The 20,360-nt window shown below is 65.6% G+C and carries 21 protein-coding genes; 13 read left to right on the plus strand and 8 right to left on the minus strand.

Features of this window, described 5'->3' with window-relative positions:
- The first annotated feature begins 3 nt into the window (after positions 1 to 3).
- Positions 4 to 819: a type III pantothenate kinase gene (locus tag A5724_RS03200; RefSeq protein ID WP_067796082.1), complete on the plus strand. Its 816-nt coding sequence runs from the start codon at positions 4 to 6 to the stop codon at positions 817 to 819.
- Here the strand turns inward: A5724_RS03200 and A5724_RS03205 are convergent.
- On the minus strand, positions 816 to 2,039 hold the full coding sequence (locus A5724_RS03205; RefSeq protein ID WP_067796085.1) for an alanine racemase: 1,224 nt from the start codon (positions 2,037 to 2,039) through the stop codon (positions 816 to 818). The genes A5724_RS03200 and A5724_RS03205 overlap by 4 nt on opposite strands.
- A 107-nt stretch (positions 2,040 to 2,146) precedes the next feature.
- Between A5724_RS03205 and lysS the strand changes: the two genes are divergently transcribed.
- From lysS to A5724_RS03235, 6 genes are all read left to right on the plus strand, one after another.
- Positions 2,147 to 3,607, plus strand: a complete 1,461-nt coding sequence (gene lysS / locus A5724_RS03210) for a lysine--tRNA ligase (protein ID WP_067796262.1) — start codon at positions 2,147 to 2,149, stop codon at positions 3,605 to 3,607.
- Between the two features lie 128 nt (positions 3,608 to 3,735).
- Positions 3,736 to 4,077, plus strand: coding sequence for a histone-like nucleoid-structuring protein Lsr2 (gene lsr2 / locus A5724_RS03215; RefSeq protein WP_067796087.1), 342 nt, complete (start codon positions 3,736 to 3,738; stop codon positions 4,075 to 4,077).
- 291 nt (positions 4,078 to 4,368) lie between these two features.
- Complete coding sequence (clpC1, locus tag A5724_RS03220; protein ID WP_067796090.1) at positions 4,369 to 6,924, plus strand: ATP-dependent protease ATP-binding subunit ClpC; 2,556 nt, start codon at positions 4,369 to 4,371, stop codon at positions 6,922 to 6,924.
- Positions 6,925 to 7,133: 209 nt separating this feature from the next.
- Positions 7,134 to 7,349: a CbtB-domain containing protein gene (locus A5724_RS03225; protein WP_067796093.1), complete on the plus strand. Its 216-nt coding sequence runs from the start codon at positions 7,134 to 7,136 to the stop codon at positions 7,347 to 7,349.
- A 15-nt stretch (positions 7,350 to 7,364) separates the two neighbouring features.
- Entirely contained in the window at positions 7,365 to 8,090 is a 726-nt protein-coding gene (locus A5724_RS03230) for a CbtA family protein (RefSeq protein ID WP_067796095.1), read from the plus strand.
- Positions 8,087 to 8,638, plus strand: coding sequence for a histidine phosphatase family protein (locus A5724_RS03235; RefSeq protein WP_067796098.1), 552 nt, complete (start codon positions 8,087 to 8,089; stop codon positions 8,636 to 8,638). The genes A5724_RS03230 and A5724_RS03235 overlap by 4 nt, the downstream gene beginning before the upstream one ends.
- 1 nt (position 8,639) lies before the next feature.
- Here A5724_RS03235 and A5724_RS03240 read toward each other — a convergent pair whose 3' ends face one another.
- Positions 8,640 to 10,004 carry a serine hydrolase gene (locus A5724_RS03240; RefSeq protein WP_082964823.1) on the minus strand — a complete coding sequence of 455 codons (1,365 nt, stop codon included), beginning with the start codon at positions 10,002 to 10,004 and terminating at the stop codon, positions 8,640 to 8,642.
- Positions 9,985 to 10,296 carry a mycobilin-forming heme oxygenase MhuD gene (gene mhuD, locus A5724_RS03245; protein ID WP_067796101.1) on the minus strand — a complete coding sequence of 104 codons (312 nt, stop codon included), beginning with the start codon at positions 10,294 to 10,296 and terminating at the stop codon, positions 9,985 to 9,987. The genes A5724_RS03240 and mhuD overlap by 20 nt, the downstream gene beginning before the upstream one ends.
- Before the next feature lie 24 nt (positions 10,297 to 10,320).
- Here mhuD and A5724_RS03250 point away from each other — a divergent pair, with 24 nt between their 5' ends.
- The gene (locus A5724_RS03250) at positions 10,321 to 11,091 is read left to right on the plus strand and encodes an alpha/beta fold hydrolase (protein WP_067796104.1); all 771 of its coding nucleotides are present in this window, start codon (positions 10,321 to 10,323) and stop codon (positions 11,089 to 11,091) included.
- Here the strand turns inward: A5724_RS03250 and A5724_RS03255 are convergent.
- Entirely contained in the window at positions 11,065 to 11,319 is a 255-nt protein-coding gene (locus A5724_RS03255; protein WP_067796107.1) for a hypothetical protein, read from the minus strand. The genes A5724_RS03250 and A5724_RS03255 overlap by 27 nt on opposite strands.
- A 71-nt stretch (positions 11,320 to 11,390) precedes the next feature.
- Here A5724_RS03255 and A5724_RS03260 point away from each other — a divergent pair, with 71 nt between their 5' ends.
- Positions 11,391 to 12,377, plus strand: coding sequence for a GlxA family transcriptional regulator (locus A5724_RS03260; RefSeq protein WP_067796110.1), 987 nt, complete (start codon positions 11,391 to 11,393; stop codon positions 12,375 to 12,377).
- Between the two features lie 132 nt (positions 12,378 to 12,509).
- On the opposite strand, the gene A5724_RS03265 is transcribed toward A5724_RS03260, so the two are convergent.
- Positions 12,510 to 13,415, minus strand: a complete 906-nt coding sequence (locus A5724_RS03265; protein WP_156752106.1) for an A/G-specific adenine glycosylase — start codon at positions 13,413 to 13,415, stop codon at positions 12,510 to 12,512.
- Here A5724_RS03265 and A5724_RS03270 point away from each other — a divergent pair.
- A complete protein-coding gene (locus A5724_RS03270) occupies positions 13,414 to 14,034 on the plus strand; it encodes a carbonic anhydrase (protein ID WP_067796268.1) in 621 nt (206 codons plus the stop codon). The genes A5724_RS03265 and A5724_RS03270 overlap by 2 nt on opposite strands.
- Before the next feature lie 91 nt (positions 14,035 to 14,125).
- Positions 14,126 to 14,911 carry a hypothetical protein gene (locus A5724_RS03275; protein WP_197518541.1) on the plus strand — a complete coding sequence of 262 codons (786 nt, stop codon included), beginning with the start codon at positions 14,126 to 14,128 and terminating at the stop codon, positions 14,909 to 14,911.
- Between the two features lie 51 nt (positions 14,912 to 14,962).
- Here the strand turns inward: A5724_RS03275 and A5724_RS03280 are convergent, their stop codons facing one another.
- Positions 14,963 to 15,535 carry a forkhead-associated protein gene (locus tag A5724_RS03280; protein WP_067796117.1) on the minus strand — a complete coding sequence of 191 codons (573 nt, stop codon included), beginning with the start codon at positions 15,533 to 15,535 and terminating at the stop codon, positions 14,963 to 14,965.
- Positions 15,536 to 15,672: 137 nt separating this feature from the next.
- Between A5724_RS03280 and A5724_RS03285 the strand changes: the two genes are divergently transcribed.
- Entirely contained in the window at positions 15,673 to 16,584 is a 912-nt protein-coding gene (locus tag A5724_RS03285; RefSeq protein ID WP_067796120.1) for a hypothetical protein, read from the plus strand.
- A 288-nt stretch (positions 16,585 to 16,872) separates the two neighbouring features.
- Positions 16,873 to 17,724: a hypothetical protein gene (locus A5724_RS03290; RefSeq protein WP_067796123.1), complete on the plus strand. Its 852-nt coding sequence runs from the start codon at positions 16,873 to 16,875 to the stop codon at positions 17,722 to 17,724.
- 92 nt (positions 17,725 to 17,816) lie between these two features.
- Here the strand turns inward: A5724_RS03290 and disA are convergent, their stop codons facing one another.
- Positions 17,817 to 18,935, minus strand: a complete 1,119-nt coding sequence (disA, locus tag A5724_RS03295) for a DNA integrity scanning diadenylate cyclase DisA (protein ID WP_067796126.1) — start codon at positions 18,933 to 18,935, stop codon at positions 17,817 to 17,819.
- 8 nt (positions 18,936 to 18,943) lie between these two features.
- A complete protein-coding gene (gene radA / locus A5724_RS03300) occupies positions 18,944 to 20,329 on the minus strand; it encodes a DNA repair protein RadA (protein ID WP_067796271.1) in 1,386 nt (461 codons plus the stop codon).
- Positions 20,330 to 20,360: the final 31 nt, after the last annotated feature.

Genomic DNA, 20,360 nt, shown 5'->3' on the forward strand with positions numbered 1-20,360 from the left:
GCCGTGCTTCTCGCAATCGACGTCCGCAACACCCACACCGTGGTCGGCCTGATCTCCGGATCCGGTGATCACGCAAAGGTGGTGCAGCACTGGCGGATTCGCACCGAATCCGAGGTCACCTCCGACGAGTTGGCGCTCACCATCGACGGCCTGATTGGTGACGACTCCGAACGCCTGACCGGTGCCGCGGGCCTTTCGACAGTGCCGTCGGTGTTGCACGAGGTCCGGCTGATGCTCGAACAGTACTGGCCTTCGGTGCCGCATGTGTTGATCGAACCGGGGGTGCGCACCGGCATTCCGTTGCTCGTCGACAACCCGAAAGAGGTGGGGGCGGACCGGATCGTCAACTGTCTCTCGGCTTACCACAAGTACAAGTCCGCCGCGATCGTCGTCGACTTCGGCTCGTCGATTTGTGTTGACGTGGTTTCTGCGAAGGGCGAATTCCTCGGCGGCGCAATCGCGCCCGGCGTCCAGGTGTCTTCAGACGCGGCCGCCGCACGGTCGGCGGCGTTGCGTCGCGTCGAACTGACCCGCCCCCGTTCGGTGGTCGGCAAGAACACCGTCGAATGCATGCAGGCGGGTGCGGTGTTCGGATTCGCCGGTCTGGTAGACGGATTGGTCAACCGCATCCGGGAGGACGTCGACGGGTTCGCAGGCGACGATGTCGCCGTGGTGGCCACAGGACACACCGCCCCCTTGGTGCTGCCCGACCTGCACACCGTCGACAAGTACGACAAGGACCTCACGCTGGATGGGCTGCGCTTGGTGTTCGAGCGCAACCGCGACAGCAACCGCGGCAGGCTGAAGCAGGCCCGCTAGAAGAACGTGCGGATAAAGCCGACCACCCGGTCGTCGGCATCGAGTTCGGGGATCAGCTGCCACTTGTCGAACACCGTGCAGGGGTGTGAGATGCCGAAGCCGAGCCAGCTGCCCACCTCGACGTTGTCGTCACCGCCCAGCCGCAGATAGGCGTGCTGATCGTTGAGCTTGGTGACTACGCTGTCGGGCAGCCGCAACGGAATCGGCAGATCCGTGTCGAACGACACGTCGCGACGCCCCATGGTGAGCACGGCCAGCCGAGGCTCCGGGCGCGACACCACCTGACTCCATACCTGCAACGCCGGCCGCAACTCGCCGCGCAGCGGGGAGGTCCGTGCATAGAGCCCGTCGTCGTGGGTGAGGTACCCGCCGCTGCGCAGGATCGTGCGCCAGTCGCCGGCCAGCACGTCGGCGACCGCGTCGAAGTAAGTGCTGCCGCCCGCCGTGACGATGGCCCGGTCCGTCTCGAACAGCGGCGCCAACCGCACCGCCGCGTCGCGCATGTCGCGCAGATAGGCGATGACCGCGGCGAGCGCGTCGGGTGTGACGTCGTGGCCGCGCGCCGCCTCATAACCCGCGACGCCGACCAGCCGCAGCCACGGCGAGGCGGCCGCCGCGCGCGCCACCTCGTCGATCGCGGCGGCACCGCGACAGCCGGTGCGCCCGTCGGCCATGCCCACCTCCACGCAGACATCGACCGGTCGGTCCGCTCGCGCCGCGGCCAGCGCGGCGCCCATCAGCTCCACGCCGCGCACCGAATCCACCCAGCACACCAGCGAGAAATCTGGGTGGGCGGCCAGTTCGGCTGCCAGCCAGCGCAATCCGGCGCCGTCGACAAGCTCGTTGGCCAGCACCACATCGCGCACCCCGAACGCCCGGTAGGTCCTCACATGGCTGAGCGTCGCGGCCGTGATCGCGCACGCGCCCGCGTCCAACTGGCGGGCGAAGAGCTGCGGGGCCATGTGCGTCTTACCGTGCGGTGCGAGTTCGACGTCGCGATCGCGACACCAGCCGGCCATCGCGACCAGGTTGTGCGTCAGTGCCTCGGCGCGCAGCACGCACATCGGTCCGACGACGCCCGCCTCGAAGAGGTCGGGGGCCTGGGCGCAGATTTGCCTCGGCGTGCTGCCCCACCACGCCGACGGCATCCCCTTGAACCGCCAGTCGATCGGTCCGTCGGCCAGGGCGGTCACTGCAGCGGCGCTGATCGCGGCGGTCATGCGTTGATTTAAGCTGGCAGGTCGTGACCTCACCTGATCAGCCCACTCCCGAGTCCGGAGCGGCAACGGCCGCGACATCCGACTCCGACGTCCCCGAGCAGTTCCGGATTCGTCAGGCCAAGCGCGAGCGGCTGCTCGCCGAGGGCCGTGAGCCCTACCCGGTCGAGGTCGCCCGCACGCACACGCTGGCCGAGATCCGGCAGGCCTATCCAGACCTCGAGGCCAACACCGAGACCGGGCGGATCGTCGGCGTCGCGGGCCGGGTGATGTTCGCGCGCAACGCCGGAAAGCTGTGTTTCGCGACGCTGCAGGACGGTGACGGCACGCAGCTGCAGCTGATGCTCAGCCTCGATCGTGTCGGAGCCGAATCGCTCGACTCCTGGAAGTCCGACGTCGACCTCGGCGACATCGTTTACGCACACGGCGAGGTGATCAGCTCTCGCCGCGGCGAACTATCTGTGCTTGCAGATTCCTGGCAAATAATTTCCAAGGCGCTGAGGCCACTTCCCTTCGCCCACAAAGAGATGAGCGAAGAGTCCCGGGTGCGGCAACGCTATGTCGATCTGATCGTTCGTCCAGAGGCCCGCACCATCGCCAGGCAGCGGGTGGCGGTCGTGCGGGCCGTCCGCGAGGCGCTCCAGCGGCGCGGTTTTCTCGAAGTCGAGACACCGATGCTGCAGACCTTGGCCGGCGGTGCGGCCGCAAGGCCGTTCGTCACGCACTCCAATGCGCTCGACGCGGATCTCTACCTTCGGATCGCACCGGAACTGTTCCTGAAGCGTTGCTTGGTGGGCGGATTCGAGCGCGTCTTCGAGCTGAATCGCGTGTTCAGAAACGAAGGTGCGGATTGGACGCATTCACCGGAATTCGCGATGCTCGAGACATATCAGGCCTACGGAACCTACGACGATTCCGCCGTCATGACGCGCGAGATTATTCAGGAGGTCGCCGACGAAGCGATCGGCACCAGAAAGGTGCCATTGCCTGATGGCACCGTCTATGACGTCGACGGCGAATGGCAGACGATACAAATGTATCCATCGCTGTCGGAAGCACTTGGCGAAGAGATCACTCCGCAGACGACGGTCGAACACTTATGGCAGATCGCCGATCGACTTGATGTCGAGATTCCGCGTGACCGTGGTTACGGACATGGGAAATTGGTTGAAGAACTATGGGAACACGCTGTCGGTAACAAGCTTTGGGCGCCAACCTTCGTGCGCGATTTCCCGGTCGAGACGACGCCGCTGACCCGCTCTCACCGCAGCATTGAAGGGGTAACCGAGAAGTGGGATCTCTACGTCCGCCGGATCGAACTGGCGACCGGTTACTCCGAGCTGATCGATCCCGTTATCCAACGGGAAAGGTTCGAAGCGCAGGCCCGCGCCGCGGCCGCCGGAGACGATGAGGCAATGGCTCTTGACGAAGATTTTTTGGCCGCATTGGAGTACGCGATGCCGCCCTCTACGGGCACCGGAATGGGTATCGATCGGTTGTTGATGGCATTGACGGGCCTGTCGATTCGAGAGACGGTTTTGTTCCCGATTGTTCGCCGCCACGGCAACTGAACTGCTTCGATTGAGATTTTTTCTGAAGTTGTTGAATGGAATCCGTTCCTATGGCACATTGGTGCCGGGGGTTCGAGGGGCGGCTAAACTACTGATCTAGTGCTCAACCAGAAGGGCAGTGTGGGGTAATGGCGAAGAAAGTCACTGTCACGCTCGTCGATGATTTTGACGGGGAAGGCGCAGCCGATGAGACGGTTGAATTCGGGCTCGACGGGGTGAGCTATGAGATCGACCTTTCTTCCAAGAACGCCGCAAAGCTCAGGAACGAGTTGAAGCAATGGGTCGATGCAGGCCGCCGCGTCGGTGGTCGCAGGCGTGGTCGTTCCGCGGGTTCTGGCCGCGGCAGAGCGGCGATCGATCGTGAACAAAGCGCGGCCATCCGGGAGTGGGCGCGGCGTAACGGGCACAACGTGTCCACCCGCGGTCGTATCCCCGCCGACGTCATCGACGCGTTCCACGCGGCAACATAATCGGTAGTTGCCAGAGTTGCCCATCGGCGAAACTGCGCCGGAGCTTGCCTTTCGCTAGCGGCGAACCAGCCGCAGCGCGACGTCGGAAACGATTTCTCCGCCGTGGGCGTTGCTATGAGCGGCGCCGGGTACAGGACTTATGGCGCCGAGGACCGTCGCCGCTTCGCTTTTTGGACAGTGCCAGCAGGCAGCGCAGGGGTGGCGGACGCCCACTAGACTTGGGTAACGGGTCCGGGCGCGGCGTGCCGCGAAAGAACCCGTACCTATTTGATGGAGAGCAGGTAACCACCGATGTTTGAGAGATTTACCGACCGTGCCCGCAGGGTCGTCGTCCTGGCTCAAGAAGAAGCCCGGATGCTCAACCACAACTACATCGGCACCGAGCACATCCTGTTGGGACTTATTCACGAGGGTGAGGGTGTAGCGGCCAAGTCGCTGGAGTCGCTTGGCATTTCGCTGGAGGGCGTTCGCAGCCAGGTCGAGGAGATCATCGGTCAAGGCCAGCAGGCGCCGTCGGGGCACATCCCGTTCACCCCGCGCGCAAAGAAGGTGCTGGAGCTGAGCCTGCGTGAAGCGCTGCAGCTCGGCCACAACTACATCGGCACCGAGCACATTCTGCTCGGCCTGATTCGCGAGGGTGAGGGCGTCGCCGCCCAGGTCCTCGTGAAGCTGGGCGCCGAACTGACCCGCGTGCGTCAGCAGGTCATCCAGCTGCTGAGCGGCTACCAGGGCAAGGAGACCGCGGAAGCCGGCACCGGCGGCCGCGGCGGTGAGGCGGGCAACCCGTCCACGTCGCTGGTGCTCGATCAGTTCGGCCGCAACCTGACCGCGGCCGCGATGGAAGGCAAGCTCGACCCCGTCATCGGGCGCGAGAAGGAAATCGAGCGGGTGATGCAGGTGCTGAGCCGCCGCACCAAGAACAACCCGGTACTGATCGGCGAGCCGGGCGTCGGCAAGACTGCCGTCGTCGAGGGGCTGGCCCAGGCCATCGTGCACGGCGAGGTGCCCGAGACGCTGAAGGACAAGCAGCTCTACACGCTTGACCTCGGTTCGCTGGTTGCCGGCAGCCGCTACCGGGGTGACTTCGAGGAACGCCTGAAGAAGGTGCTCAAGGAGATCAACACGCGCGGCGACATCATCCTGTTCATCGACGAGCTGCACACGCTGGTCGGTGCGGGTGCCGCCGAGGGCGCCATCGACGCGGCTTCGATCCTGAAGCCGAAGCTGGCCCGCGGCGAGCTGCAGACCATCGGCGCCACCACACTCGACGAGTACCGCAAGTACATCGAGAAGGATGCCGCGCTGGAGCGCCGGTTCCAGCCGGTGCAGGTCGGTGAGCCGACGGTCGAGCACACCATCGAGATCCTCAAGGGTCTGCGTGACCGGTACGAGGCGCACCACCGTGTCTCCATCACCGACAGCGCGATGGTGGCGGCGGCCACGCTGGCCGACCGGTACATCAACGACCGCTTTCTGCCGGACAAGGCGATCGACCTGATCGACGAGGCCGGTGCGCGGATGCGGATCCGCCGGATGACCGCGCCGCCAGACCTGCGCGACTTCGACGAGAAGATCGCCGAGGCCCGTCGCGAGAAGGAGTCCGCGATCGACGCGCAGGACTTCGAGAAGGCGGCCAGCCTCCGGGACAAGGAGAAGCAACTCGTCGCCCAGCGTGCCGAGCGTGAAAAGCAATGGCGCTCAGGCGATCTCGACGTCGTGGCCGAGGTCGACGACGAGCAGATCGCCGAGGTGCTCGGCAACTGGACCGGTATCCCCGTGTTCAAGCTGACCGAGGCCGAGACCACGCGTCTGCTGCGCATGGAGGACGAGCTGCACAAGCGGATCATCGGCCAGGAGGACGCCGTCAAGGCCGTCTCCAAGGCCATCCGACGCACCCGCGCCGGGCTGAAGGATCCGAAGCGGCCGTCGGGCTCGTTCATCTTCGCCGGCCCGTCCGGTGTGGGTAAGACCGAGCTGTCCAAGGCGCTGGCGGAGTTCCTGTTCGGCGACGACGACGCGCTCATCCAGATCGACATGGGCGAGTTCCACGACCGCTTCACCGCCTCGCGGCTGTTCGGTGCCCCTCCGGGCTACGTCGGCTACGAGGAGGGCGGCCAGCTCACCGAGAAGGTGCGCCGCAAGCCGTTCTCGGTCGTGTTGTTCGACGAGATCGAGAAGGCTCACCAGGAGATCTACAACAGCCTCTTGCAGGTCCTCGAGGACGGCCGGCTCACCGACGGCCAGGGTCGCACCGTCGACTTCAAGAACACCGTGCTGATCTTCACCTCGAACCTGGGCACGTCCGACATCAGCAAGGCGGTCGGCCTCGGCTTCAGCCAGGGCGGCGGTGAGAACAACTACGAGCGGATGAAGCAGAAGGTCAACGACGAGCTGAAGAAGCACTTCCGTCCGGAGTTCCTCAACCGCATCGACGACATCATCGTCTTCCACCAGCTGACCCGCGACGAGATCATCCGGATGGTCGACCTGATGATCGGCCGGGTGGAGAAGCAGCTCAAGGGCAAGGACATGGCCATGGTCCTCACCGACAAGGCCAAGTCGCTGCTCGCCAAGCGTGGGTTCGACCCGGTGCTCGGTGCCCGGCCCTTGCGTCGCACCATCCAGCGCGAGATCGAGGACGCACTGTCGGAGAAGATCCTCTTCGAGGAGGTCGGACCCGGCCAACTCGTCACGGTCGACGTCGACAATTGGGACGGTGAGGGCTCCGGCGAGGACGCGAAGTTCACGTTCACCGGATCCCCGAAGCCGGCCGAGCCCACCGAACCGGAACTGGAGAAGGCGGCAGCGGCAGGCGCAGGCGCACCGAGCGCTGCGGCCACCGAATAGCACGACAAGTCGCCAAGGCCCCCGAATCGCGATGATCTCGGGGGCCTTTGCGTCTGTTCGGTAGCCCAGATGCTTAGGATGCTGATGTAATCGACGGGCGAAGGAATCCTGGTGAAAATCCAGAACGGTCGCGCCACTGTGGACAGTCAGACCCGACGCCCGTCGTCACCGGAGAAACTGGGACGCGAAATCCCGGGAAGGAACATCAGATGACCTCTTCCGAGGCCCGCAAGACCGTAGCGCCTGCAGTCGACCTCTCGCTGGCGAAGGCCGCGCTGTGGCTGTCCGTCACGGCATTCCTCGCGTTGGTGGTGCTCTATTTCGTGAGCTTGGATCAGGGCGCGACGTCAGTGTTCGGCGACAACACCTACGTGCACGAGTTCGTGCACGACGCCCGTCACCTGCTTGGCTTCCCCTGCCACTGACCAGGTAGCCCCAGCATGGAAAAACGAATAATCGCGCGCGGCCTGCTGGCTGGCGCTGTCGGTGGCGTGCTCGCGTTCTTGTTCGCACGCACATTTGTCGAGCCGGTGATCACCCGGGCCCTGGCGTATGAGGAATCGCACTCGCACGGCCACGACCACGGCGTCGAACTGTTCACCCGCGGGGTGCAGGCCAACATCGGCATGGGCTTCGGCGTACTGGCGTTCAGCGTGGCCATGGGAGCGTTGTACGCGGTGGTTTACTGCGTGGCCTACGGCCGGGTCGGCAATCTGTCGCCGCGCGGACTGTCGGTGGTGCTGGCCGGTGGAATGTTCTTGTCGCTCTACGTGATTCCGTTCCTGAAATATCCGCCGAATCCGCCCGCTGTCAGCCTGGAGGAGACCATCCGGCAGCGCACGCTGCTGTACCTGCTGATGGTGGTGTTGTCGGCCGCGCTGCTGGTGGCCGCCGTGTATCTGGCGCATCGGCTGACGGCGCAGTTCGGGCAATGGAGCGCGGCGCTGATCGCGGCAGGAGCCTACGTCGTGGCGATCGCGGTGGTGATGCTGGTGCTGCCGACCATCGACGAGACGCCTGCCGACTTCTCTGCGGACGTCCTCTACGAATTCCGGCTGTACTCGTTGGGCACCCAGTTCGTGATGTGGGCGGTGATCGGTCTGGTGTTCGCATCGATGGCCCATCGGCTGCTGGCCGAACCCAAGCGGGAGACAGTAGCTGCGTGAGTGAAGTCGTCCGGCTGACACTTGTATCGCACGCGATGACCGATGCGATGGCAGCCGGACGGTTCCCCACCGACGAACCGCTGAATGCGGTCGGCCATCGCCAAGTCGATGCGTCCATCGATTTGGGCATCACCGAGCGGGCCTACTGCGGACCTGAGAAGCGGACACGGCAGACCGCTGAACTGCTCGGGCTGCAGGCCGGCGTCGACGACCGGTTGGCCGATCTGGACTACGGCCGTTGGCACGGCGACGTGGTGGGCGGGGTGCAGCCCGACGATCTGGCCATCTGGTTGACCGATCCCACGCGGGCGCCGCACGGAGGCGAGTCGATCGTCGAACTGATCGACCGGGTGGCCGGGTGGATGGACTCGTTGACAACACGTCGCGGCCGACTGGTGGCGGTCACCCACCCGGCGGTGGTGCGTGCCGCCATCCTGGTAGTGCTCAATGCGCCGCCGAAGTCGTTCTGGCGCATCGACATTGCGCCGGTGAGCCGCACGGTGATGCATTTCCGAGGGCACGCGTGGACGCTGCGTTCCAGCCTGTAGGTCAGGGCACCGGAATCAAGCCGAACGTCTGCTTCACGATGGACAGCAACCAGGCCGCCGCGGTGGTGCTGCGGAAGCGCGGCCAGTTCAGCTGGAAGCTGACCACCCACGGCTGACCGGTGTGATCGACGGCGTACCAACTGAATGTCAGGTCGCCCGGCAGGTTTCCCCCCTTGGCGCCGATGTACGGCCACTTCGACCGGTTCAGGTCGATGCCGGGAATGGCGGAAAGGATCTGCTTCACCGGTGCCGCCTCGCCGACCGCGGCGGCCTGCAGCGCGGCGTGCACCCGGCAGATGTCGGCGGCGCTGCCGTACCACTCGGCGCCGTAAGTGGAGGCGGGGGAGCCGGTCCGGGTCGGATCCGGTTGGTACGGACGGGAATTCGTCTGTGCCAGCAGTTGCGCCCTGGCTTGCGGGCTGGCCTGCTTCCACTCTTCACGAAGATCCGGTTCGCCCCAGCCGATCGAGAACAGCTCGTGCATGGTGGGAAACGGCGTCATGCTGGCCGGGTCGTGGTGGCCCGCTGCCACCAATGCGCGTTCGATGGCGTGTGGCGTCAGCCGCCCGATCAACAGATCGGTGGCCATGTTGTCGCTCGCGGAGATCATCTCTTGCGCCGCCCTGCGCACGGTCACCTTTGTGCCCGCAGGAAGGTCGTTGAGGTGAGCGGAGCCGAGCTTCTTGGCTTCGTCGGTCACCGTGAGCTCATCGGTCCAGCGCAGCGTCCCCGCCTTGACCGCATCGGCAACCGCAAGCAGCACATACAGTTTCATGATCGACGCCAACGGCATCGACACATCGGTGTTGGTGCCCGCGATCGGTGAACACTGGCCGTTGGTCACCTTGGCGACCTGATACGAGTAGCGTGCACCCGACTTCGTCAGTTCGGTGTCGATGTCGGCCCACTTCTTGATCGGGGGCGGCTGAAGCGTCACCGCGAACCGGTCGACCAGGCCTTGGGGGTTCGTGCGCAGCGCAATGTCTTGTGCCGCACCGTAAGACGTCACGGTGTGCAGTGTCGCCTGGCCTGCGCCGATGTCGATGCCGGCGACGGTGATCGGTCGGTCCAACCAGAGGTTGCCCATCGCGGAGGTGATGGGATTGACCTGTTGCGGCGTCGCCATGGTTTTCACCCCGACGGTGCCGATCGGCCACTCGGAGTTGAGCATGTCGATGGTCTGCTTGGCCCGCAGACCCTGCGGCGTGTTGATCTCGATCGGCACGCCGTACGTGGTGTCGGCCACCGGTACGGGTGTAGTGCTCTTGGTGCAGCCGACCGTCAGGCCGCCGACGAGGGCAGCCGCGACCGACAGCGCGACCGAGGCGCGGGTGCCACGCCCGGCCCTACTTACCGGCGCCCGCAACGTCCAGGACAACCTCGAACTCGAGCAGGGACGCTCCTGTGGCGACCGGGTTGGCGGCCTGGCCCTTGTGCGCCTCGATGGCCGGGCCCGTCGCCCAGGCCTGGAACGCCTCTTCGGATTCCCACTGCGTGACGACGAAGTAGCGGTCCTCACCTTTGACCGGGCGCAACAGTTGGAAGCCCAGGAAACCGGGCTGGTTGTCGACGGCGTGTGCACGGTGTGCGAACCGCTTCTCCAGTTCCGGACCGGCGTCGGGCGGGACCTCGATTGCGTTGATCTTCACCACAGGCATCTCGCTAGGCTACCGTGCGCACTGATGTCCCCTGACCTGCTGACGCCTCGCGGAGGTGAAGGCGATCCGCTGGTACTGGTGCACGGCCTGATGGGGCGGGGCAGCACGTGGTCGCGTCAGTTACCGTGGCTGAGGTCGCTCGGCGTGGTCTACACCTACGACGCGCCGTGGCACCGCGGCCGCGACGTCGCCGACCCTTATCCGATCAGCACCGAACGGTTCGTGGCCGACCTCGGTGCGGCTGTCGAGCAGATGGGCTCGCCTGCGGTGATGATCGGCCATTCGATGGGAGCGTTGCACTCGTGGTGTCTGGCCGCGGCACGCCAGGAACTGGTCAGCGCGCTGGTGATTGAGGACATGGCACCGGATTTCCGCGGTCGCACCACCGGGCCGTGGGAGCCCTGGCTGCACGCGCTGCCCACCGAATTCACTGCCGCAGAACAGGTTTACGCGGAATTCGGCCCGGTCGCCGGTCAGTATTTCCTGGAGGCGTTCGACCGCACGGCGACTGGATGGCGCCTGCACGGGCAGCCCGCGACGTGGATCGAGATCGCCGCCGAATGGGGGACCCGCGACTACTGGGCGCAATGGGAGGCGGTGCGCGTTCCCGCGTTGCTCCTCGAGGCGGGTGACTCCGTCACACCCCCGGGGCAAATGCGCAGAATGCAGGAAACCGGCTACCGGACAACGTATTTGCACGTGCCCGGTGCCGGTCACCTGATCCACGACGATGCGCCACAGACCTACCGAGAAGCGGTCGAGTCGTTCCTAGCGTCGCTCACCGGTCGCGCCTGAGGCGGGCCAAAACGGCTGCCGCTCAAAGCGGGTGCGGACCGCGTCGACGTCGTGCGCGATGCGGAAGCCGTCGCGATCGTCTTCGAAGAGCCTGCCCACCATCGGGGCGGACCAGCGGAACTGGCCGTAGCGGATGCGAAGTGAGTCAGAGCGGTGGGCGGCCCAACTGAGCGCCGCTGCCACCGCGAACGGGGCGATCAGGATCAAGAGAGTCAGTGCAGTGGTCATGGCAGTAATGCTCCGCTGATAAAAATCCCGCCAACAGTGGCAGGAAGGACACCTTGCGATAAAATGCTGCCATGGCATTGAAGAGCGTATCTGCGCTGGTGCTGGACGGTCTAGCGATTTTCGAGTTCGGCGTCATCTGCGAGGTCTTCGGCATCGACCGGTCTGCGGACGGGGTGCCCAATTTCGATTTCAAGGTCTGCGGGCCTGAGCCCGGCAATCCGCTGCGGACGTCCGTCGGCGCCACCATCACCCCCGACTGCGGCCTCGATGGCCTGTTGGGCGCCGACCTGGTCGCGATCCCGGCGATCAGCAGCCAGGACGGCGGCTACCTGCCGGAAGCGCTCGACGCGATCCGGAAGGCCGCCGAGTCGGGCTCGATCATCCTGACTGTATGCTCCGGTGCTTTCGTCGCCGGCGCCGCCGGGCTGCTGGACGGCAGGCCGTGCACCACGCATTGGATGCACGCTGACGAGCTGGCGCAGATGTATCCGACCGCCAAGGTCGACCGCAACGTCTTGTTCGTCGACGACGGCAACCTGATCACCAGCGCGGGCACCGCGGCTGGCATCGATGCCTGCCTGCACCTGGTGCGCCGCGAGTTGGGCGCTGAGGTCACCAACAAGATCGCGCGTCGCATGGTGGTGCCACCGCAGCGCGACGGCGGTCAGCGCCAGTACATCGACCAACCCATTCCGGTGCGCTGCTCGGAAGGTTTTGCGCCGCACCTGGATTGGATCCTCACCAATCTCGACAAGCCGCACACGGTCGGCACATTGGCTGCTCGCGCGCACATGTCAGCGCGCACGTTCGCGCGCCGGTTCGTCGAGGAGACCGGCCGGACTCCGATGCAGTGGGTGACCGATCAGCGGGTGCTGTACGCGCGCCGGTTACTCGAGGAGACGGATCTGGACGTCGACAGGATCGCCGACCGATCCGGTTTCGGCACGGCGACGTTGCTGCGCCACCACTTCCGCAGGGTGATCGGGGTGACGCCGTCGGACTATCGCCGCCGGTTCTCGTGCAATGGTCCGTGCGAGGAAGCCGCCGCGACGGCGTAGCACTCGCACGCTCGTCGAATGGCCAGTTACGGGACGCTTTTCAGCATCCCGTCGAGTGAATGGCAGTGGAATCCCGCTGGCGGCCAGGGCGGGGTCACCTTCGGTGTTGTCTGCTTGGTTCCTCACGCTCCGTTACCGGAGCGCTTCGTCACCTTCGCCTGCCAATGCGAACCGGCCGTCGGCCGTCTGCTCCACCAATCCGTCGACAAGTAGCGAATCCAGCGCACGGTCGCGCTGAGCGATATCGGTCAGCCACGCCACGTCGAGTTGCGCGCGCGTAACGGGAGAGTCGTTACCGCGCAACACATCAAGCAACCGGCCGCGCACCTGGCGGTCGGTTCCCGCGTATTTCTGTACCCGGCGCACCGACGTGCTCGCCGGAAAGCCGCGCGTGCGCCACGCGCACGAACTCAACGGGCACAGGCCACACCGTGGCGATCGGGCCGTGCACACCGTCGCACCCAGCTCCATCAAGGCCACCGAAAACCGCGGCGCCTGACCATCGTCGGGCAACAACGCCGCGACATCGTCGAGATCCCGCGGCGTTGCAGCGGCGTCGGCCTTACCGTGCACAGCGCGAGCAACCACCCGGCGCACGTTGGTGTCGACGACGGGCACTCGCTGCCCGTAGGCAAAGCAGGCGACGGCGCGCGCGGTGTAGGCACCGACGCCGGGCAGAGTCAACAGCGTCTCGACATCCGAAGGCACTTCGTCGTCGAACCGCTCGGCGATCACCGTCGCGCATTCATGCAGTCGCTTGGCTCGCCGCGGATAGCCGAGCTTGCCCCATGCTCGCAGCACATCGGCCGCGCTGGCCGCAGCGGTCGCTGACGGCGCCGGCCCGCGCGCCACCCACGCCAGCCAGATCGGCTCGACACGGGCCACCGGCGTCTGCTGCAGCATGAACTCGCTGACCAGGATCTGCCACGGCGTCACACCTGGCCGACGCCACGGCAGATCGCGCTTAGCGTGCTCATACCAGCTTGATAAGTGCTGTGAATCGATCACGGGCGGAAATTCCTGCACAATGTCGGCCATGCCCAACACGAACCCGATAACTGCGTGGAAAGCACTCAAGGAGGGTAACGAGCGCTTCGTCGCAGGCCAGCCCGAACACCCGAGTCAGAGCGTTGACCACCGCGCAAGCCTCGCCGAGGGGCAGAAGCCCACGGCGGTGGTGTTCGGCTGCGCAGACAGCCGGGTGGCCGCCGAGATCATCTTCGACCAGGGCCTCGGCGATATGTTCGTGGTGCGCACCGCGGGCCATGTCATCGACTCGGCGGTGCTGGGGTCGATCGAATACGGGGTGTCGGTGCTCAACGTGCCCCTGATCGTCGTGCTCGGCCACGACAGCTGCGGCGCCGTCAAGGCCACCCTGTCCGCCATCGACGACGGTGCAGTGCCCGGCGGCTACGTGCGTGACGTGGTCGAGCGGGTGACGCCGTCGATCCTGCTCGGCCGTCGTGACGGGCTGACCCGTGTCGACGAGTTCGAAGCCCGTCACGTGAACGAGACGGCCGCCCAGTTGGCTCAGCGGTCCACGGCCATCAGCGAACGGCTCGACGCGGGCACGCTGGCGATCGCCGGCGTCACCTACCACCTGGCCGACGGCAGGGCCGTATTGCGCGATCATCTGGGCGACATCGGCGAAGCCTGACTTCTGCGGTCACTCTTCGTCCAAGTCCTCATCGGGCGACACGCCGGGTCACCTCGGACGGGGCGGCATGACCAGCCCTTACCGTGAACTTGTGCTGGAACTAGAACCGCATGGCCCGCTACCGACGCAGATCTACTGGCGTCGCAGGGCACTCGCGCTGGGCATAGCGGTCCTCGTCATCGGCGTCGTCGCCGCGGTGGTGGTGATGGTCGTGATGAACAGCACGAGCACGGACAACAAGCCCGCCGAGAAGCCGAATCCCACGCAGGCCGCCGCGCCGACACCGCTTCCCGGCCAGAACCCCGAGGTCAAGACGCCGGTCCAGCCGCCTGTTCAGCAGGCCCCTGCGCCGACGCCAACGCCCACCGCGGCCGTCATGCCGCCGCCGGTGCTCAAGGAGGGTGATGACTGCCCCGACTCGACGCTGGCGGTCAAGGGCATCACCAACCAGCCTCAGTACGTGGTGGGGGATCAGCCGAAGTTCACCATGGTCGTCACCAACATCGGCCTTGTCGCCTGCCAGCGGGACGTCGGCGCCGCGGTGCTGGCTGCCTATGTCTATTCACTGGACAACAACCGGCTGTGGTCGAACCTGGATTGCGCGCCCTCAAACGAGACGCTCGTCAAGACGTTCCAGCCGGGTGAGCAGGTCACGACCGAAGTGACGTGGACGGGTATGGGTTCGGCCCCGCAGTGCCCGCTGCCGCGGCAGCCGATCGGGCCCGGAACGTACAACCTGGTCGTGCAATTGGGCAATTTGAGGTCGGCGACGGTGCCGTTCATCCTCGCGCCCGCCGCCGCGCCGGCACCGGGGCAGCCGGGCGCCGATGCCGTGCCGCCACCGGCTGAGCCCGGACCGGCGCCGCAGGGCGGCTAACCGCTGGCGTTGTTCGATTGCCGGTTCAACCGGCGTTGTTCGATTGCCGGTTCAACCGGCGTTGTCCCCCACCAGTTCCTCGTCCCAACCATTGACGTGCGGTTCCTGGGGTTCATCATCCTGCACGGGCTCTGGCTGAGCCGGCCGCAGGTGTTCGGTGCCAGGCACTCCGCCGAGGGCTTCGATCGCATCCTCGATCTTGGCCGCTTCCTCCTCGGTGGGCGCCGCGCCCGCCTCGAGTTCGTCTAGCAGTCCGGCGCGAAGACCTGCCCCGTTCTCGACTTCGCGCGCGGTCAACTTCGCCGCGAGCCGGGTGGCGTAGATCTGTTGTCCCAGGCTTGATCCCGGCGCCGCCGCGGCGTGCTCGACCAGATTGTCGTAGCGCCTTCGGACATTGCTCAATTCAACGATCACCGCGGGCGACGGCCTGCTGGTGCTTGCTGCATCCGCCAACGCGGAGCGCAGTTTTCGCATGCCCTCGAGTACGACGTCGGCGCGCTTGTGAAACTTCTTGTCCTCCTGAAACGGCAGCGCATCGATTGCTGCCGTATACATGTGCATCGCCGCCTCGGACAGTTCGACGATGATCGCCGAGTCGCCTCCCTGCGCCGCGGGTTGTGCCATGGGACCTCAATTCTTCAGCGGGTCAATTCGATAGCGGTGAATACGAAGTTGACCCTAGCGGTCCCGGGCAGACGGTTCGACCCGTGCCGCCTAGTCTGAACCAGCATGGCCGCAGGCTCGCGTGAACGGAGGTCACAATGACCGGTCTGGTGCAATCCGCCAGTGCCACCGAGGATTCGGCGTACGCACCGGCGGCACAGCCGGCGCAACCACACGTGCCGGTTAGCCCCGCACCCTCTCCGCCGGGCTGGCGCATGATCGGTTGGTTTGCCTCGGCGGCCGCGGCCGTTTTGGTGATCGTCTGGTTCATCGTCTTCAGTCGCGGCGAATCCGGGTCGAAGGCGGAATGGTTCTTCGGCGCGGTCGTCTTCTGCGTTGTGCTGGTCACCATGTGGCAGACGTTGACCATCCAGCGTCAGGCCAACCGGCACGCCGCCGAGGGTGCCGAACGCCTGCGCACCGAACTGGTGGCCGCCGAGGAGCGCGCCGCCCGTGAGGTGGCGATGACCCAGGCATTGCACAGGGTCGAGATGGAAGCCCGCGAAAAAGCCTTCCGGGCCGAGGTTGAGGCGCAGCGGGAGCTGGCCCGCATCGAACGGGCGCACCTGGTCAATCAGCTGCAGAAGCAGGCGATGGTCGAGGTATCACGCGCCGTCAACACGCATACCCAGATGCTGGCCACCCTGTGGAACGAGGGCGCCCGCATCCTGCGCATCGAGGACCGCGACGAACGCGAGCAGGCGATGAATCCGATCTTCGATCAGATCAGCCGCGTGGTGAACGATTTCTCGGTCGAGGTCAGCAACGCCAACGTTCTCCTAGAGGACGACCGACTGCACCGCGCGCTGAATCAGGTCAACGAGGCCGCCGCGATGGCGATCCGGGTTGCGGCGGACGTGCACGACGCGGTCGTGGAAGGGCGTGCGCCGAAGCCGGATTCGCTCCGGACCGTGCAGCGGCTGATGCACACCAGAGCAGCAGAAGCTCGTGGGCTCGCGTGGGAGTTGCTCCGGCACGGGCTCGACAGCACAAGGGCCGCAAATGCATAGGCCAACGCGCGACAACGGCGTGCCACAGCCTTGCGGGCAGGCGGTATCGACGGGTGCGGAGGTATTGGCGCACACGTTGATGGAGGTCACCTCGCAGGCCGTCACCGGCGCCGTAGTCGCATCGGCCTTACCGCCGGTGCCTCCGTGGCGGGTACCGTCCTCGCTTGAGTCCACGTAGGCGCTGACCAAGCCGTCACCGATCGACCGCCTCATCATCGGGACTCAGCCCGTGCGATCGCAGTGCCAAAAAGCCGACAGAAGGGCGGAAAAATGCCTAAGGTGCCCCCTATGGCCAGCGATAGCAAACTCTTGAAATCCCGCGCGGCGGGTCGCAGCGTCGGACAGCTGCTGTCGGCGCCCCGTACCAAGGCGATCGGGCTCCGCCTCCTGAAGCACAGGGGTCTCGTGTCGGTCGGGAGGCGCGTAGGCCACGTCGTGGCGGAGCGAATGGTGCAAAACGCGCCCGTCGATCCCGGCATCCGCTACCCCTGCTACAAATCCTTCGATGACCTGATCGACGTGGAGCGCCTCAAGTCCCTCGATGGCTATCTACTCGGCAAAATCGAAGAGCATAAGAAAGAGCACGATGAAAATTTCTACACCGGCCCTTTCACGCTGAAGGCCACCAGCCCCAAGCTACCCGGCTCCCGCGTCATCAATCTGTCCAAACGCAATACCGTGGGCGGCAACATCTTTTTCGACTATTTGGATCTGAACAATGCCGATCACTGGTCCATCTCTGATGAGGCTGATGAGTTTCCACTGCTCATGGACTTCATCGGCACGCTGCCTTTCAAAACCACTGCCCGGATGATGATCATGTACGACGACGGAGGCCACGTCGTCACCCCGCACCGTGACCATCCCCTGACCCGCCTCTGCCACGAGTTCATCTGGTTCCGCACCAATCTGAACAAGCCTTTCTATCTGCTCAATCCGAAGACGGGTGAAAAGCGCTATATACAGTCCCATAGCGCCTGGTTCGACACGGTGAACCAGTTCCACGGCGCCGAGCCTTACAACGGCATGTCCGTCAGCATTCGCGTCGACGGAACCTTCACCGACGAATTCCGCAAACTCATCCCCGTCCCGAAGCGCAATCCGGCCTCCGCCCCGGCCCTCTGGGCCTGCAACTCGTGAACCGTCTGCAACATCGAACCCGAAATACCATTGGCAAGCCCGCCAGCCCAGAGTGGCGGCCTGCTGGTGTTGAATGCCGGAGGCTATGTGGGCTAGGCGAGCCGGTCGGCGATCGTCGACTCGGCAAGTTGCGACAGGCCTTCCCGGATATGGCGCGCCCACATCGACCCGATGCCCTCCACTGACTGCAAGTCGTCGGACGTAGCAGCCAACAACCCCTGCAGGGAACCGAAGGACCGCACCAGAAGGTCGACGTGGGCGAACTGCAATCGGGGGATACCGGCCATCGCGCGGTAGCCGCGGGAGCTCATCGCCGAATCCTGGGCTTCCGCCGTCGAGGGATAGCCGAAAACCCTTGCCAGCGTTGTGAAGTCGAGCAACTCATTGTCGGAGAGCGAATCGAGCTCCTCGAGCGTGGCGCTGACCTGAGCGGCGGTAGGGGGATCGGGGTTGGCGTGGTAGTCGCGCACGATCAATTCGCGCGCGGTGTCGTTGTCACCGACGAGTTCTTCCAACTGCAGCTTGAGCTGACGCCCGTCGGTACCCAATTCGACTACGTCGGAATCGATTTCGAGGCTGATCCGGCGCACCATCTCCAGCCGCTGCACGACGGTCATCACGTCGCGCAACGTCACGAAATCTTCGATCTCGGCCGTCGACAGCTGGCGGCTGACCTCGTCGAGGCGAGTCTTGTAGCGCTCCAGCGTATCGATGGTCTGGTTGGCGCGCGACAGTATGGCCGCCGAGTCAGGAATGACGTGGCGCTCGCCCGCGACGTACACCGTGACGATGCTCATCGAATGACTGACCGAGACCACCGGATAGCCGGTCTGGATGGCGGTGCGTTCGGCGGACCGGTGCCGGGTGCCCGATTCCTCGGTGGGTATCGACGGGTCGGGTACCAGCTGCACGTTGGCCCGCACGATGCGGCCGCCGTCGCTGGACAGCACCACGGCGCCGTCCATTTTCGACAGCTCACGCAGCCGGGTGGGCGCATAGCGGATGTCGAGCTCGAAGCCGCCGTCGCAGATGGCTTCGACGCTGTCGTCGTAACCGATCACGATCAGTGCGCCGGTGCGGCCGCGAAGGATGCGCTCCAGGCCGTCGCGAAGGGCGGTTCCCGGCGCCAGCCGCGCGATGGTCTCGCGCAGGGTCGGGCGCGCCAACTGCACCACGTTGCGGTTCGACCTGCCGCTCGCCTTGACGGCCATGCCTCCTCCTAGGATCGGCAGGCGTCAGTCTGACTGATTTCCCGCAGCACCCGCAACGCCGTTTGAATGTTGTCTGCGCCGAGGGCCCGCAAACCGGCGGGCGCCGCCGTGACGCCTGCGGGCACCACAGCGCAGCCGAAGCCCAACCGTGCTGCCTCCGCCAGCCTGCGATCCATGCCGCTGACCCTGCGCAGATCGCCCGCCAGGCCGACCTCTCCGATCGCCACGGCATTGGTGGGCATCGGCAGATCGGTGTAGGCGGACGCGATCGCCAGCGCCACCGCCAGATCCGACGAGGGGTCGGTGAGCCGCATGCCGCCAACCGTGGAGAGATAGATGTCGTTGGTGCCGACGGGCAGTTTGGCACGCTTCTCCAGCACCGCGGTGATCATCGCGGCGCGGGACGAATCGATACCGCTCACGGCGCGACGCGGTGAACCGCTGGCGGGTGCGCCGATCAAGGCCTGCACTTCGCCGATCAGCGGACGCTTACCGTCCAGCGTGACGGTCACAGCGGTGCCCGAAACCGGCTTGGGCCGTTGATCCAAGAACAACCCCGACGGATCCGCGACACATTCAATCCCGTTGTCGTGCAACAGAAAACATCCGACCTCGTCGGCGGCGCCGAACCGGTTCTTCACGCCGCGCACCATGCGAAGGGCCGAAGTGCGGTCGCCCTCGAAGTGCAGCACGACGTCTACGAGGTGCTCCAGTGACCGCGGGCCCGCGATAGCGCCGTCCTTGGTGACGTGGCCGACCAGCAGCATCGCCACCCCGGACGTCTTGGCGGCCATGGTCAACGCCGTCGTCACGGCCCGCACCTGGGTGACCCCGCCGGTCACACCGTCGACCTCGGTGGTGGACATGGTCTGCACTGAATCCACCACCACCAGGCTGGGCCGCACTTCGTCGATGTGTCCGAGCGCGGTCTGCAGATCCGATTCCGCGGCCAGGTAGACCTCGTCGTGCGCGCAGCGGGTGCGTTCGGCCCGCAGCCGGATCTGACCCGCCGATTCCTCACCGGACAGATACAGCGCGCGCCTGCCCTCCTGCGCCCACCGATGCGCGACCTCTAGCAGCAGTGTGGACTTGCCGACCCCGGGGTCGCCCGCCAGCAGCGTCACCGAACCGGGGACCAGACCTCCGCCGAGGACCCGGTCGAGTTCACTGATCCCGGTGTGGAAATGGCGGGTGCGGCCCGGATCGATCGAGCTGATAGGCACCGCAGGCGACGTCGGCGCGACCGAACGCCGAGCACCCGAACCATTGACTGCGGCCAGCACGGCGACCTCGTCGACGGTGCCCCAGGTGCCGCAATCGGGGCAGCGGCCAACCCATTTGGCGGTGACGTGGTGGCACTCCGAGCAGCGGTACTGCGAACGCGCTTTAGCCACGTCGTGACCGTAGCCGGTCGGTCCGACAGAC

Source organism: Mycobacterium sp. ACS1612 (assembly GCF_001667505.1).
Lineage (GTDB): Bacteria > Actinomycetota > Actinomycetes > Mycobacteriales > Mycobacteriaceae > Mycobacterium.